The following is a 13,554-nucleotide window of genomic DNA, read 5'->3' on the forward strand; positions in this document are numbered from 1 at the left end:
CCGTCGGCGGGTGTTTTTTACAGGATGTTGAACGGGATGGTGGTCACGAGACGGAACTCGTTGATGCTGCCATCCGCCTGGTTTTCGCTGGCGCGGTGAGTGGTGTAGGTCGCGCGGATAGTGGTCGCTTTCAGCGGACCGCTCTGCACGGCGTACGAACTGCCGATGCCGTATTCGTAATGGTGTTCGCCGTCCATGTTGCGCACGTCGTAGGCGGTGCCGGTGTAGTGAGTACCGTCGATGCCCCAGCCGCGAGCCTGGTAGATGTTGAACTTCAGGCCTGGCACGCCGTATTCAGCCATGTTCAGACCGTAAGCGATCTGGAACGATTTTTCGTTCGGGCCGTTGAAGTCGGACAGCAGGGAGTTGGCCAGGTAGATGCCGTTGGTTTCGTGCAGGTAGTCGAAGTACTCGTTACCGTTCACTTCCTGGTACGAGAAGGTCAGGCTGTGGGCCTGGTGCGTCAGGCCGAACGACAGGGAGTAGGTGTCGTTGTCGATTTCGCCCATTTCTTTTTTGCCGGCATCGACGGTTTTGTAGTAGTTCAGGCCGGTGGTCAGGCTCAGGACCGAGCTGTCGCCCAGTTCATGGGTGGCGCCGAAGTAGTACTGGTTCCAGAAGTCTTCAACCTGGGAAGCGTAGAGGCTGGTCTTCAGGCTTTTCAGCGGCTGGTAGTTCAGGCCGACGATGTTGACGTGGTCGGTTTCAGCGCCGTTGTTGGTGTATTCGGAGCGGAATTTCGACAGGCTTTCTTCGGTACGCGGGGATACGCGGTCGAACGTGCCGGCGTCGAACGACAGGTTGTTCAGCTCTTCGCTGTGAAGGCTTACACCTTGAAAACTCGACGGCAGCGGACGGTTGCCGATGTTGTCGACGATCGGGGTGCTGAAGTTCTGGCGACCGGCGGTCAGGGTGGTGTTGGACACACGGAACTTGACGTTGGCCAGGCCCAGTTTGCTCCACTGACCTTGAGCGTCGCCGCCTTCGGTGGTCAGGGTACGGTTGTTGCCCGCGCCAGGACGGGAACCCGGTGCGCCACCATTGTTGGACGCCAGGTCCTTGCGATCACGGTCCAGTGCGACGGCGTTGTAGACCGCCAATTCAGTGCTGACACCCACGGTGCCCTGAGTGAAACCGGAGCTGAAGTTGACGATGGTGCCCTGAACCCAGTTGATCCGGCGATCAGTCGGCGTTGCTACACCGTCTTTGCGGTAGGTGAAAGTACTGCCGCGTTTCAGTTGCTCGTTGGCGTACCAGTTACGGGTGGTGCCTTTGATCGTCGAGCCTTCGAGGAAGCCGGTTGCATCGGCTTGGGCGCTGGAAGTATTGACCGTAACCGGGGTGTATTCCTGGCTCTGGGATTCCGCGTACGCCGTGGCGGTGATGCTGCTGATGGCCAAGGCCAAGATCGCGGTGCTGCTCAGTTTCATGGGTGAAGCTCCTTTCTTTCTTTTTTTTAATGCCGGTCTTTTTTGGTGATCCGGCTATTTGGTTTGAACTCATTGCGCGCATCGCAAACGTTTGCTGTAGGCCTGATTGGCGAATTAAGGCAATACGCTTGCGTGAGGACGGAATCCGTCCTCAGCGTTGTTCGGCTTTTCGGTTATTTTTCTATGCTGACACCCGAGAACACGTTGCGGCCAAAAGGGCTCACCTTGAACCCTTCGATTTTGGCGCTTAACGGCTGGTTGACCGTCGAGTGAGCAATAGGCGTGATCGGCACTTGCTGCTTGAGCAATTGTTGTGCCTGTTTGTAAAGCACGGTGCGCTGGTCACGGTCGGTGACGACCTTGGCCTGCTTGACCAGCTTGTCGTAAGCCGGATCACACCACATGGAGTAGTTGTTGCCGCCAATGGCGTCGCAGCTATACAGCGTGCCCAGCCAGTTGTCCGGGTCCCCGTTGTCACCGGTCCAGCCGATCAGGCTGACGTCGTGCTCGCCATTCTTGGTGCGCTTGATGTACTCGCCCCATTCGTAGCTGACGATCTTGACCTTGAGGCCGATTTTCGCCCAATCCGCCTGGAGCATTTCAGCCATCAACTTGGCGTTGGGGTTGTACGGGCGCTGGACCGGCATGGCCCAGAGGGTGATTTCGGTGCCTTCCTTCACGCCGGCAGCCTTGAGCAATTCCTTGGCTTTTTCCGGGTTGTAGGCGGCGTCTTTAATGGTTTCGTCGTAGGACCACTGGGTCGGCGGCATGGCGTTGACCGCCAACTGCCCGGCGCCCTGGTACACGGCGTTGAGAATGCTTTGCTTGTTGACGGCCATGTCCAGCGCCTGACGCACTTCGAGCTGGTCGAACGGCTTGTGCCGCACGTTATAGGCGATGTAGCCGAGGTTGAACCCCGGCTTCTCGATCAGCTTGAGTTTCGGGTCGTTCTTCAGGGCGGTTACATCAGCCGGGCGCGGATGCAGGGTGATCTGGCATTCGTTGGCCTTGAGTTTCTGCACCCGCACCGAAGCGTCGGTGTTGATGGCGAAAATCAGGTTGTCGAGCTTGACCCGGCTCGGGTCCCAGTACTGCTTGTTGCCGCTGTAGCGGATGTTGGAATCTTTCTGGTAGCTCTTGAACACGAACGGCCCGGTGCCGATCGGCTTCTGGTTGATGTCGCTCGGCTTGCCCTCGGCCAGCAGTTTGTCGGCGTATTCGGCGGACAGGATGGCGGCGAAGCTCATGGCGATGTTCTGGATGAACGCGGCGTCCACGCTATTGAGCGTCATGACCACGGTCAGCGGCCCGGTCTTCTCGACCTTGGCGATGTTCTTGTTCAGGCTCATCCCGTTGAAGTAAGGGAACTCCGTCGGATAAGCCTTACGGAAAGGTTGCTGTGGATCGAGCATGCGATTGAACGTGAACAGCACGTCATCGGCGTTGAAATCGCGGGTTGGCGTGAAGTAAGGCGTGGTGTGGAACTTCACCCCTTCGCGCAGGTGAAAGGTGTAGGTGAGGCCGTCTTCGGAAATATCCCACGTGGTGGCCAGGCCCGGTACGACATTGGTCGCGCCTTTTTCAAACTCTGCCAGTCGGTTGTACAGCGGCTCGGCGGCGTCGTTATCGGTCGCAGTGGTGTACTGCGCCGTGTCGAAACCGGCGGGGCTGCCTTCAGAGCAGAAGACCAGGCTGTTGTTGGCGGCCTGGCTGATGGAAGTGGCGGCCAACAGGCCGGTGCCCAGCAATGCGGATAAAACCAAGGTATGGCGCATAACGCTCCCTACTTTTTTAGTGTTTAACAATGAGCCGCCGTCCCGTCCAGGGACGTAGAGGCTTCATTGATCTCAAACCATGACGCTTCGCAAACCGTGGGCCCACGTATGTACTGGTCAGATCCCGACGGTATGAGCCATGGGTCCGGCAGTAAATACGAAAAGTCTGAGCCCTTTGTAGGAAAAGCCGACGCGTCCGAAACCTCTGCTGTGGTACGCAGCGGCTTTGACTGTCAGTAAATTCCTACTTTTCCGGCAGATAAAAGCAGCGGCGACGTTAAACACGTCGCCGCTGCCAAAATCTTATTTGCTAACGCTGACGCCGTAGAAGGAGTTCAAGCCGAATGGGCTGATCTTGAAGTCCTGCACGGTGTTGCGCATGGGTTGATACACCGTCGAGTGCGCGATAGGTGTCATTGGAACTGCATCTTTGAGGATGTGTTGCGCCTGTTTGTACAGCTCAACGCGTTTGGCTTGGTCAGGCGTTGCCTTGGCTTGCTTGATCAATGCGTCGTAAGGCTTGTCGCACCACTTGGAGAAGTTGTTGCCGTTCAGCGCGTCGCAGCCGAACAGGGTGCCGAGCCAGTTGTCCGGGTCCCCATTGTCGCCGCTCCAGCCGATGATCATCGCCTGGTTCTCGCCACCTTTGGAACGCTTGATGTACTCGCCCCATTCGTAGCTGACGATGTTGACGTTCAGACCGATTTTCTTCCAGTCGGACTGCAGCATTTCAGCCATCAGTTTGGCGTTCGGGTTGTACGGACGCTGAACCGGCATGGCCCACAGAGTGATCTGGGTGCCTTCCTTGACGCCAGCTTCCTTGAGCAGCTCTTTGGCTTTCTCAGGGTCGTACTTGGCATCTTTGATGGTGGTGTCGTAGGACCATTGGGTCGGTGGCATGGCGTTGACGGCCAGCTGGCCGGCGCCCTGGTAAACCGAGTCGATGATCTGTGGCTTATTCACAGCCATGTCCAGCGCCTGACGGACCTTGAGGTCAGCCAACGGGTTTGGAGTGGTCTGGCCTTTGAGCACAGGCATGACGTTGTAAGCGATGTAGCCCAGGTTGAAACCGGCCTGGTTCGGCAGTTTCAGCTCTTTGTCTTCACCCAGTGCCTTGAGGTCGGCTGGACGAGGGAAGAGGGTGACCTGGCATTCGTTTTTCTTCAGCTTCTGAATGCGCACCGACGGGTCGGTGGTGATAGCGAAGATCAGGTTGTCGATCTTCACGTCTTCAGGTTTCCAGTAGTCCTTGTTCCCGGTGTAGCGGATGTTGGAGTCTTTCTGGTAGCTCTTGAACACGAACGGACCAGTGCCGATAGGCTTCTGGTTAATGTCGCCCGGCTTGCCTTCCTTGAGCAGCTTGGCGGCGTACTCGGCGGACTGGATGGAAGCGAAGCTCATCGCCATGTTCTGGATGAATGCGGCGTCAACGGTGTTCAGGACAAATTTGACCGTGTGCTCGTCGATCTTCTCGATCTTGGCGATGTTGGTGTCCATCCCCATGTCGGTGAAGTACGGGAATTCGGTCGGGTACGCTTTGCGGAACGGATCATCCTTGCTAATCATGCGATTAAAGGTGAACAGCACGTCATCAGCGTTGAAATTGCGAGTCGGGGTGAAATACGGAGTGGTATGGAACTTCACACCTTCACGCAGGTGAAAAGTGTATTCCTTCACGTCCGGGGAAATATCCCAGCTGGTCGCCAAACCAGGAATGACAGCGGTGCCGCCCCGTTCGAACTGGGTCAAACGGTTGAACATGGTTTCTGCAGAGGCGTCGAAGTCGGTTCCGGTGGTGTACTGACCAGGATCAAAACCGGCCGGGCTCCCTTCGGAGCAAAACACCAGGTTAGTCGCCGCTTGGGCGAAAGGTGCGGCAGCTAATAAGCTGGCGCCGACTAAAAACGGAATGACCGCGTGTTTAAGCATGGTGGCCTCATGATTTGTTGTCATTTTTGGAATTAGAGGACGACCTCGTGAGTCGTGCCTGCGGATACTTATGCAGGGGCCATACCCATTGCAAGATCCAGAACGGCCACAAGTCTTAAACAGTGGCACGAACGTACCTTAATGTCGCATATGTATAAATATTGACGCATTTGACCGTTTGCGCACGTTTTTTACGGTGCAAACGGCGCCCCACGAAGGGGCAACCGGGGCGTATGGCGCACCCGGTTGGAGCGCGGTGTTACTTATTTATACCCACGCCATAGAAGGGCGTGAGGCCAAACGGACTGATCTTGAAGTCAGTGACTTCCTTGCGCAAAGGCTGGAACACCGTCGAGTTGGCAATCGGGGTGATCGGCACCTGCTGCTTGAGGATTTTCTGCGCCTGCTGGTAGAGCTTGACCCGTTCATCACGGTCGGTGGAAACCTTGGCTTGCTGGACCAGTTTGTCGTAAGCCGGATCGCACCACTTAGCGTAGTTGCTTCCTTTCACGGCTGCGCAGCTGTACAGCACACCAAGCCAGTTATCCGGGTCGCCGTTGTCGCCGGTCCAGCCGTAGATCATGGCGTCGTGGTCGCCGTTCTTGGCGCGCTTGATGTACTCGCCCCATTCATAGCTGACGATGTTGGCCTTGATCCCGACCTTCTCCCAATCCTGTTGGATCATCTGCGCCGACATCCGCGCATTCGGGTTGGAGGCGCGTTGCACGGTCATGGCCCACAAATTAATGGTCGTACCCGGCGCAACCCCTGCTTCTTTCAGTAGCGCCTTGGCCTTGGTCGGGTCGTAGGGCGCATCCTTGATGTTCGGGTCATACGACCATTGCGCGGGCGGCAAGGCGTTTTGCGCCAGTTGGCCGGCACTTTGGTAGACGGCTTTGATGATCGCCGGTTTGTCGATAGCCATGTCCAGGGCCTGACGGACCTTGAGCTGGTCCAGCGGTGGGTGGGTCACGTTATAGGCGAGAAAACCCAGGTTGAACCCGGCCTGCTTGAGCACCGTCAGGTTCGGGTCTTTCTCCATCACTTCGATATCGGCCGGGCGCGGGTAACCGCTGACCTGGCATTCGCCAGCCTTGAGTTTCTGCAAACGGACGGCGGCGTCCGGGGTGATCGAGAACACCAGGTTATCGATTTTCACATCCTCGGGTTTCCAGTACGCCGGGTTGCCGGTGTAACGAATCTGCGAGTCCTTCTGGTAGTGCTTGAACACAAACGGCCCGGTGCCGACCGGCTTCTGATTGATGTCCGCGGCTTTGCCTTCCTTTAAAAGCTGCGCGCCGTACTCGGCGGATTGCACCGAGGCGAAACTCATGGCCAGGTTCTGCACGAACGCGGCGTCGATGTTGTTCAGGCTGAAACGCACGGTGTGTTCGTCGATCTTGTCGACGCTCTTGATCGTTTTGTTCAGGTCCATATCCGTGAAGTACGGCGACTCGGCGGGGTAGGCCTTGCGGAACGCATTCTCCGGGTCGAGCAGGCGCTGGAAGGTGAACAGCACGTCGTCGGCGTTGAAGTCCCGGGTCGGGGTGAAATAGTCGGTGGTATGGAATTTCACGCCGTCGCGCAGGTGAAAGGTGTAGCTCAAGCCGTCCTTGCTCACCTCCCAACTCGTCGCCAGACCGGGCTCGACTTCGGTGCCACCGCGCTTGAACTGGGTCAGTCGGTTGAAAACCGTCTCGGCCGAAGCGTCAAAATCAGTGCCGCTGGTGTACTGACTGGGGTCGAAACCGGCGGGGCTGGCTTCGGAGCAATAGACCAGGGTCGTGGCGGCTTGGGCGAATGGCGCAGCAGTGGCTAAGGCGAGGGCGAGCAGAAGCGGTTTGACGGTGGTTCGTTCCATGGAGTCCCCGGGGAATTTGGGTAGCGGTATACCCCTGAGAGTAGCGTTGTTGACCGGTTGGGCGGAAATATCGTTTTTTGAGGTGGACCCCTCTATCCGGGCATACATCTAGTGAAATATTAAATAACACTGCGACTGACCCATCGCCTTCGCGAGCAAGCCCGCTCCCACACTGGATTTGTGCCGGGCACAAAATGTGTGAACACCATGAACTCCTGTGGGAGCGAGCCTGCTCGCGAAGAGGGCGGTACATTCAAAATCCCTGTTGCCTGACCCACCGCTATCGCGAGCAAGCCCGCTCCCACAGTGGATTTGTGCCGGGCACAGAATATGTAAGCGACCATGAACCCCTTGTGGGAGCGGGCTTGCTCGCGAAGGCGTCAGACCAATCACCACTAAATCCGGGCCATAAAAAAACGGCGATCACTCAAGTGATCGCCGCTTTCATGTACGGGCTATCGAATCAAGGCGTCATCAATACTTCAATCGAGCCATCCGCGGTCATGCTGACCTGGCTGGTGCCGGCCTCAACTTCTGGCGTCACCGGTGCCGAGTCCATGCCCGCCGCTTTCATCATCATCGGCGCGCGCATGAAGGGTTGTGGATAACCGTTGCTGTTCAGGTTCAGGTTGACGATTTTGTAGCCCTTGCCGCCCAACGCATCGGTGGCCAGTTGCGCACGGGCCTTGAACGCGGTCACGGCATCCTTAAGCAACGCGTCTTCGCTGGCCTTGCGCGTTGGTGTGGCGATGGCGAAGTCCATGCCGCCCATTTTCAGGTCGGTGAGCAGTTCGCCGGTCAGTTTCGACAGGGCGGCGAAGTCCGAGCTTTCCAGGCGCAGTTCGGCGCGTTCACGCCAGCCGGTGATTTTCTGGCCCTTGGTGTCGTAGATCGGGTAGCTGTTGCGGCTGCCTTGGCGCAGGGTGATGTCTTTGACTTGCTTGGCCTGGGCCAGGGCCTTGTTCATGGTGGTGCTGACGTCGGCGGCGAGCTTGGCCGGGTCGGTGTTCTGTTCTTCGGTGTAGAGGGTCACGATCATCAGGTCGCGGGCCACTTCCTGGCTGACTTCGGCGCGCAGGGCAATCTGGTTGTAGTGAAGTTCGTCGGCGGCCAGGGCCGGGAGGCTGGCGACGGTGCCAACGCTGAGGGCGAGGAGGGCGGCGCTGCGGCGCATTGTGTGCATGAAAAGCTCCTTGGAAGGGGCGCAGGGGTTAAGGTCCGAGCCTGCGTGAAACCATCAGACTCTAGCTTTAATGATCCGGTTCGCCCAGTTACAACTTCTATACAGATGAATGGCAGGTGACCTTGTGGCGAGGGAGCTTGCCCCCGTTGGACTGCGAAGCAGGCCTGAACCCAACCATCGCGATGCATCATCAAAACTGCGTCAGCCGATCTGCGACTGCTTCGCAGCCGAACGGGGGCAAGCCCCCTCGCCACAAGGGTAATTCGTCACAGACGGTTTGTGGGGCATGTGGCCGTTTGCCGCACTTTTGCCTGCCGGCCCCCGTGCTTGGTTATACTCCGTGCGATCCGCCTGGAGCGCTCATCAGGAGAGCTCATGCTCGCCCCCGTTCAAATCACTTCCGCGACTCGCCAGAATCTCTGGCGGCTGACGTTCATCCGCACTTTGGTACTCGCCGCCCAGGCCGGTTCTGTGGGGCTGGCCTACTGGTTCGATTTGCTGCCATTGCCCTGGTTTCAACTGGCAATGACCCTCGGCTGTTCGATGCTGCTGTGTGCCTTCACCGCCATTCGCCTGCGCACCTCGTGGCCGGTCACTGAACTCGAATACGCCGTGCAACTGGCCTGTGACCTGTTTATCCACAGTGCCTTGCTGTATTTCTCCGGCGGTTCGACCAACCCCTTCGTCTCTTATTATCTGGTGCCGCTGACCATCGCCGCCGTGACCTTGCCGTGGCGCTTTTCGCTGATTCTGTCCGGCATCGCCCTGGCCATGTACACCTTGCTGTTGGCGCGGTTCTACCCGCTGCAAACGTTCCCGATTGCCCGGGAAAACCTGCAGGTTTACGGGATGTGGTTGAGTTTCGCCCTCGCTGCCGCCGTGATCACCTTCTTCGCCGCACGCATGGCAGAAGAACTCCGTCGTCAGGAAGAACTGCGCGCCATTCGCCGTGAAGAAGGCCTGCGCGATCAGCAATTGCTGGCCGTGGCCACGCAAGCCGCCGGTGCTGCTCATGAGTTGGGCACGCCATTGGCGACCATGAGCGTGCTGCTCAAAGAGATGCAGCAGGATCATCCAGACCCGATGCTGCAGGATGATCTGAAGGTGCTGCAGGATCAGGTCAAACTCTGCAAAGAGACCTTGCAGCAACTGGTGCGCGCCGCCGAAGCCAATCGCCGTTTGGCGGTGGAGATGCAGGACGTCACCGATTGGCTCGACGAAGCCCTGAACCGCTGGCACCTGATGCGCCCGGAGGCCAGTTACCGCTTCCAGCGTCTTGGCCAAGGCACCGTGCCGCGCATGGCGCCGCCGCCGGACCTGACCCAGGCGCTGCTGAATTTGCTCAACAACGCCGCCGACGCCTGCCCCGAAGGGCTGCAAGTGACCCTGGACTGGAATCCCGAGGACTTGACCATCAGCATCCGCGACCACGGCGCCGGTGTGCCGCTGGCCATCGCCGAGCAAATCGGCAAACCGTTTTTTACCACCAAGGGCAAAGGTTTCGGCCTGGGCCTGTTTTTGAGCAAGGCCAGCGTGACACGCGCCGGCGGCTCAGTGAAACTCTACAGTCATGAGGAAGGTGGCACGCTTACCGAGCTGCGCCTGCCCCGTGTCGCCCGAGGAGACGAACATGAGTGACGAGATCCAAGTAGAAGGCGAAGAACTGCCGCATTTGCTGTTGGTAGACGATGACGCCACCTTCACCCGCGTGATGGCCCGTGCCATGGCCCGCCGTGGTTTTCGCGTCAGCACCGCCGGTTCCGCCGAAGAAGGCCTGACCATCGCCCAGGCCGACCTGCCGGACTACGCCGCGCTCGACCTGAAAATGGACGGCGATTCCGGCCTGGTGCTGCTGCCCAAACTGCTCGAACTCGACCCGGAAATGCGCGTGGTGATCCTCACCGGTTATTCGAGCATCGCCACCGCCGTCGAGGCGATCAAGCGCGGCGCCTGCAATTACCTGTGCAAACCGGCGGACGCCGACGATGTGCTGGCGGCGCTGCTGTCCGAGCACGCCGACCTCGACACCCTGGTGCCGGAAAACCCGATGTCCGTGGACCGCCTGCAATGGGAGCACATCCAGCGGGTGTTGACCGAGCACGAAGGCAACATCTCCGCCACGGCCCGCGCCCTGGGCATGCACCGCCGCACCCTGCAGCGCAAACTGCAGAAGCGTCCCGTTCGTCGCTGAACCTGCGCTGAATGAATGCAGGCCGCTCCTCGCGGGGAACCGAACCGATCATCTATGATCGGTTCGTGTGTGTTCTTTTCTCTATCGAGCCTTATCCATGAATCAGAACGCTGAATATTCCGCGGTCAATGATGCGGTGCGCGGGCAGTTTTTCCGCAGGGTCTGGGAAATGGCCTCGCCGTATTGGCGCAGCGAAGAGAAGGCCAAGGCCTGGACGTTGTTGATTGCCGTGATCGCACTGTCGCTGTTCAGCGTCGCGATTTCGGTGTGGATCAACAGTTGGTACAAAGATTTTTACAATGCTCTGCAAGAGAAGGACAGCGCGGCTTTTTGGCGACTGATCCTGTATTTCTGCGGGATCGCTGCCGTGGCGATTTTGGGCGCGGTGTATCGGCTGTATTTGACTCAGATGCTGACGATCAGTTGGCGTCGCTGGCTGACGGAGACCCATTTCAAACGTTGGCTTGAGCACAAGAATTACTACCAGTTGGAAACTGGCGGTAATACCGATAACCCGGACCAACGTCTGAGCGAAGACATCAATAACTTCACCAGCGATACCCTGACCCTGACCTTGGGGTTGTTCCGCACGGTGGTGAGCCTGGTGTCGTTTTCGATCATTCTCTGGGGTGTGTCAGGTAGCCTGGAAGTATTCGGAATCAACATTCCCGGCTACATGTTCTGGTGTGCCTTTCTTTACGCCGCCATTGGTAGTTGGCTGACACGGATCATCGGTAGCAGCCTGATCCCGCTGAACAACCAACAACAACGTTTTGAAGCCGATATGCGTTTCTCTCTGGTGCGGATTAGGGAGAACGCCGAAAGTATTGCGCTGTACGATGGCGAGCCTAATGAAAACCGGCGTTTAAGCGCACGCTTTGGCAAGGTCTGGAGCAACTACTGGTCTCTGATGCGAGTCACAAAGCGCCTGACGTTCTTTACCTCCGGTTACGCTCAGATCGCAATTATTTTCCCTTTCATGGTGGCTGCGCCGCGTTACTTCGCCGGCAAGATTCAACTGGGCGAACTGATGCAGATCAACTCTGCTTTTTCCAATGTTCAGGAAAACTTTAGTTGGTTTATCGATGCGTACGCTGCGATTGCCGTCTGGAAAGCCACTTGCGATCGTCTCCTGAGCTTCCGTCAGGCCATGGCCGATAACGAAGAACGTGCACCGGCCATCGACGTGCAGAACCAGGGTTCGGAGCTGAAAATCCACAACCTGGGCCTGGACCTGGCCGATGGTCGTCACTTGCTGGCCAACGCCGACATGACCGTGGAGCAGGGCGAGCGCGTCATGCTCAGCGGGCGTTCCGGCAGCGGCAAATCCACGCTGCTGCGGGCGATGGGGCATTTGTGGCCGGCGGGTCACGGCAACATCCGGTTGCCGGCGGCGCGTTACCTGTTCCTGCCGCAGAAACCGTATCTGCCGATTGGCACTTTGCGTGAAGCCTTGAGTTATCCACAGCCCGGCGACACCTACGCGCCTGAGCGTTACGCCGAAGTGTTGGAAACCTGCCGCTTGCCGCATCTGGTGTCGCGCCTCGACGAAGCTAATCACTGGCAGCGCATGTTGTCGCCGGGTGAGCAGCAACGGCTGGCCTTCGCCCGGGCGCTGCTTTATGCACCGCAATGGCTGTACATGGACGAAGCCACGTCGGCGATGGATGAAGAGGATGAAGCGTCGCTGTACCAGGCGTTGATCGATGAATTGCCGGGGCTGAGCATTGTCAGCGTTGGCCATCGCAGTAGCTTGAAACGCTTCCATCCAAGACATATCCGCATCGACAACGGCCATCTGGTGGACCAGGCCGTAACCGCCTGAACACCACAAATCCCTTGATGAGGCGGGCTTTTGTGGCGAGGGGGCTTGCCCCCGTTGGACTGCGCAGCAGTCCCCTTCTTTTGATGAATAGGAGGGGGGCCGCTTCGCGACCCAACGGGGGCAAGCCCCCTCGCCACACAAGCCCGCTCCCACAAGGGGAACGGTGTTGAACCCTGACGGTGATCGTACAACCCGCTTGCGCTATGATGCGCGTTCAGCCGAATTCTCGAGACAGACGTTCACCATGGAAAACCCGATCGACGCACCTCGCCTCCCTCGCAAGCGCCGCAGTCTCGCTCAGGAACTGGTGACCGTGCTGTCCGAGCAGATCCGCGACGGTCAACTCAAACGTGGCGACAAGTTGCCCACCGAGTCGGCGATCATGGACGCCCATGGCGTCAGCCGCACCGTGGTGCGTGAGGCGATTTCCCGCTTGCAGGCTGCGGGGCAAGTGGAAACCCGCCACGGCATCGGCACGTTCGTGCTGGATACGCCGAGCCCGAGCGGTTTCCGCATCGACCCTGCCACCGTGGTCACTCTGCGTGACGTGCTGGCGATCCTGGAACTGCGCATCAGCCTGGAAGTGGAGTCCGCCGGCCTCGCCGCGCAACGTCGCAGCGCCGAGCAATTGGGCCTGATGCGTGCGGCACTGGACGCGTTGAATGAAAGCGCCTCCCACGCCAGCGACGCCGTGGCCTCGGATTTCCAGTTTCACCTGCAAATCGCCCTGGCCACCGGCAACCGCTACTTCACCGACATCATGACCCACCTGGGCACCAGCATCATTCCGCGCACCCGCCTCAACTCAGCGCGCCTGGCCCATGACGACCAGCAGCACTACATGAATCGCCTGAGCCGTGAGCACGAAGAGATTTACGACGCCATTGCCCGCCAGGATTCCGATGCGGCGCGGGCGGCGATGCGGTTGCATCTGACCAACAGCCGCGAGCGGTTGCGCCATGCCCATGAAGAGGCAGAGGCGCAGCGGGGCTAGGTTTTTTCCTGTTGGGTGATTTGTTGCCTGACAGACCGCATTCGCGAGCAAGCCCGCTCCCACATTTGATCTGTGGTGTTCACAAAGTGTGTGTACACCGACGATCCATTGTGGGAGCGGGCTTGCTCGCGAAGAGGCCGGCAGCCTTGATGCAATACTTTCAGCTCGCCTTCAAAATCGACCGATCCACCCGCACCGCCAATTCAACAGCCCCAGCCTTGGCCTCAAAAACCACCAGCCCTTGAGCATCAACAACCGCCCGGGCAATCGACACACCCTTGGACAACAGTTCCAGCGGCGCACCTTTCAATGATTGGCCCGAAGCCAATTCCAGTTTCACTTTAATCGTCATGTTCAGATCTCCTT

At 58.5% G+C, this 13,554-nt stretch carries 10 protein-coding genes; 4 read left to right on the forward strand and 6 right to left on the reverse strand.

Going from position 1 to position 13,554, the window contains the following annotated elements; genetic code table 11:
* Positions 1–17: 17 nt before the first annotated feature.
* From BK665_RS10530 to BK665_RS10550, 5 genes are all read right to left on the reverse strand, one after another.
* On the reverse strand, positions 18–1,430 hold the full coding sequence (locus BK665_RS10530; protein WP_123405226.1) for an OprD family porin: 1,413 nt from the start codon (positions 1,428–1,430) through the stop codon (positions 18–20).
* 173 nt (positions 1,431–1,603) lie between these two features.
* Positions 1,604–3,205, reverse strand: coding sequence for an ABC transporter substrate-binding protein (locus tag BK665_RS10535; RefSeq protein WP_123405228.1), 1,602 nt, complete (start codon positions 3,203–3,205; stop codon positions 1,604–1,606).
* 303 nt (positions 3,206–3,508) lie between these two features.
* Positions 3,509–5,134, reverse strand: a complete 1,626-nt coding sequence (locus BK665_RS10540) for an ABC transporter substrate-binding protein (protein WP_123405230.1) — start codon at positions 5,132–5,134, stop codon at positions 3,509–3,511.
* Positions 5,135–5,393: 259 nt separating this feature from the next.
* Positions 5,394–6,995, reverse strand: coding sequence for an ABC transporter substrate-binding protein (locus tag BK665_RS10545; RefSeq protein WP_123405231.1), 1,602 nt, complete (start codon positions 6,993–6,995; stop codon positions 5,394–5,396).
* 463 nt (positions 6,996–7,458) lie between these two features.
* A complete protein-coding gene (locus BK665_RS10550) occupies positions 7,459–8,178 on the reverse strand; it encodes an SIMPL domain-containing protein (protein WP_123405233.1) in 720 nt (239 codons plus the stop codon).
* A gap of 375 nt (positions 8,179–8,553) precedes the next feature.
* On the opposite strand from BK665_RS10550, the gene BK665_RS10555 reads away from it, so the two are divergent.
* From BK665_RS10555 to BK665_RS10575, 4 genes are all read left to right on the forward strand, one after another.
* Positions 8,554–9,816 carry an ATP-binding protein gene (locus BK665_RS10555; RefSeq protein ID WP_123405235.1) on the forward strand — a complete coding sequence of 421 codons (1,263 nt, stop codon included), beginning with the start codon at positions 8,554–8,556 and terminating at the stop codon, positions 9,814–9,816.
* Positions 9,809–10,369: a response regulator transcription factor gene (locus BK665_RS10560; protein WP_007942792.1), complete on the forward strand. Its 561-nt coding sequence runs from the start codon at positions 9,809–9,811 to the stop codon at positions 10,367–10,369. Before BK665_RS10555 ends, BK665_RS10560 begins: the two co-directional genes overlap by 8 nt.
* A 97-nt stretch (positions 10,370–10,466) precedes the next feature.
* A complete protein-coding gene (locus tag BK665_RS10565) occupies positions 10,467–12,194 on the forward strand; it encodes an ABC transporter ATP-binding protein/permease (RefSeq protein WP_123405237.1) in 1,728 nt (575 codons plus the stop codon).
* Between the two features lie 244 nt (positions 12,195–12,438).
* Positions 12,439–13,188, forward strand: coding sequence for a FadR/GntR family transcriptional regulator (locus BK665_RS10575; protein WP_054616145.1), 750 nt, complete (start codon positions 12,439–12,441; stop codon positions 13,186–13,188).
* A 160-nt stretch (positions 13,189–13,348) separates the two neighbouring features.
* Here the strand turns inward: BK665_RS10575 and BK665_RS10580 are convergent, their stop codons facing one another.
* Positions 13,349–13,540 carry a hypothetical protein gene (locus BK665_RS10580; RefSeq protein ID WP_123405239.1) on the reverse strand — a complete coding sequence of 64 codons (192 nt, stop codon included), beginning with the start codon at positions 13,538–13,540 and terminating at the stop codon, positions 13,349–13,351.
* Positions 13,541–13,554 lie beyond the last annotated feature (14 nt).

The sequence above is a fragment of the Pseudomonas frederiksbergensis genome (assembly GCF_003732665.1).
Classification (GTDB): Bacteria; Pseudomonadota; Gammaproteobacteria; order Pseudomonadales; family Pseudomonadaceae; genus Aquipseudomonas; species Aquipseudomonas frederiksbergensis_G.